Here is a 1,706-nt window from a genome sequence, read left to right as displayed (position 1 = left end):
TTGACTATTGAGTTTGCCGGCGGCCTCTAGCATCTCGACCAGCTCTTTGAGCGCTTCATCTTTGGTTTGAGCTTTTAGATCTAAACATATCGTTTCCAGCTCAATTAGGTTTGTGATGTCCATTGTTTTACCTTCCAATATTCACGCTCGAATATATACCCAAGTGAGTTTGAGATACAGGATCCCCTGGCTCGTATGCGTCCCTACTCATTTTATTTGGGCATAGATTAACCAGTGCCTACCCTTTGATATATAGGACTAAAAGTGCATTAACTGGATTAATGTAACATGAGATTCAAACTGTGATAGAGCTCTTGCGTTAATCCAGCTCAAATCAATTCAATCTGCGGTGGCTGTGCTAATATCCACAAAAAATAAAATGGATAGAACATGAAAATCGTAGCGGTGACAGCATGCCCTACAGGCATCGCTCATACTTATATGGCGGCAGATGCACTAATGAAAGCTGCGCCAAAACATAACGTGCAAATTAAAGTAGAAACGCAAGGTGCGATGGGGATAGAGAATCAGCTCACTCCTCACGATATTGCTCAAGCGGATCGGGTTTTGATCGTGTCGGATATTGAGATAGAACAACCTGGCCGATTCGAAGGGCCGCGCAAAATTCAAATCCCCATTGAAGAGGTTTTGCTGAACGTCGACAAAGTATTCCTCGTCCACTGCCGCGACTAAATTTGCAGATGAATGAATACCAAATCACCTTTTTCGTCGATAATGCAAATGCCAGTGCGCACCTTGCTCAGCCACTCAATCGAGTGGCAAAGAAGTTCAAAAGTACCTTACATATCATTAATGTAACGCAAAATCGTGTTGCGGAACTCACCAAGTCCGTGGCGATTTTGCAAGCAGGTCTACAACAAGGTGATTTGTGTCAAATCACAGCGATTGGCATTGACGCAGAGCTGGCCTGCTTCGTCATCAAAGACATGATTGCTGAACACTTTACGGTGGTGGGATCTCATATCAACTATGAGTTTTCTAGCCAACTGGCCGAGCGTTTACCGCAAATTTGCCCACCTTGTGAAATCAAATGGCACTACGCCAAAGCGCATACCGAGCTCACCAAGTTTGAATGTCTTAAAGGATTAGCTCAGCTGATCCACCCCATTCATCCCGACGAACTGATTCTTGCTTTTATTAAACGCGAAGAACGTTCATCAACTTGCGTGACTCCGGGGATCGCTCTACCGCATGTGATGTTTTCAGGTGTTGACCATATTTCCATTGCCGTTATTGCAAATGACAAGTCGATGGATTGGGCTTCAAAGATGGGTGATGTTCATCTGGCTATAGCACTGGTGATGCCAGAAAAGCCGACCAGAGAACAGATCATTGCGGCCACTAACCTCACACGAAATCTGCTTACCGATCAAATGGCGGAACGCCTACTACTAACAAAAAGCAGCGTCGACTTACAAGCGCTGCTGATGTACGCCATGTCGAGGCTGCTCGCCTAAACTTCTCTATGATTTACGCACTCTGACTGAAGGCTTAAATCGAACCACGATATTCCGTCGGCGTTCTGCCTGTACGGTTCTTAAATACTCGGCAGAAATAGTTCACGTCTTTAAATCCACAGCGCACTGACACGTCATTGAGTTTGAAGTTGTATTTCTTGAGCATAAACTTCGCACGATCCACGCGTACCCAAGTAATGTAGTCTGCCAAGGTCATGTGCCCCTGCT

General features: G+C 45.2%; 3 protein-coding genes. 2 read left to right on the top strand and 1 reads right to left on the bottom strand.

Annotation, left to right across the window (positions count from 1 at the left end; translation table 11 throughout):
* The first annotated feature begins 390 nt into the window (after nt 1–390).
* Complete coding sequence (locus tag R7O12_RS24155; RefSeq protein ID WP_318126573.1) at nt 391–693, top strand: PTS fructose transporter subunit IIB; 303 nt, start codon at nt 391–393, stop codon at nt 691–693.
* Nucleotides 694–701: 8 nt separating this feature from the next.
* Entirely contained in the window at nt 702–1,478 is a 777-nt protein-coding gene (locus R7O12_RS24150) for a PTS sugar transporter subunit IIA (RefSeq protein WP_005499695.1), read from the top strand.
* Nucleotides 1,479–1,512: 34 nt separating this feature from the next.
* Here R7O12_RS24150 and R7O12_RS24145 read toward each other — a convergent pair.
* Nucleotides 1,513–1,706: helix-turn-helix transcriptional regulator (locus R7O12_RS24145; RefSeq protein WP_318126572.1), on the bottom strand; the 194-nt coding region annotated here is incomplete at its 5' end.

The organism is Vibrio sp. Vb1574 (genome assembly GCF_033338675.1).
The sequence above is the reverse complement of the archived record's forward strand: the minus strand, read 5'-3'. Positions and strand labels throughout refer to the sequence as shown.

Coding starts and splice junctions, on each gene's coding strand:
- R7O12_RS24155 (WP_318126573.1), top strand. CDS start 391: ATGAAAATCGTAGCGGTGACAGCATGCCCTACAGGCATCGCTCATACT.
- R7O12_RS24150 (WP_005499695.1), top strand. CDS start 702: ATGAATGAATACCAAATCACCTTTTTCGTCGATAATGCAAATGCCAGT.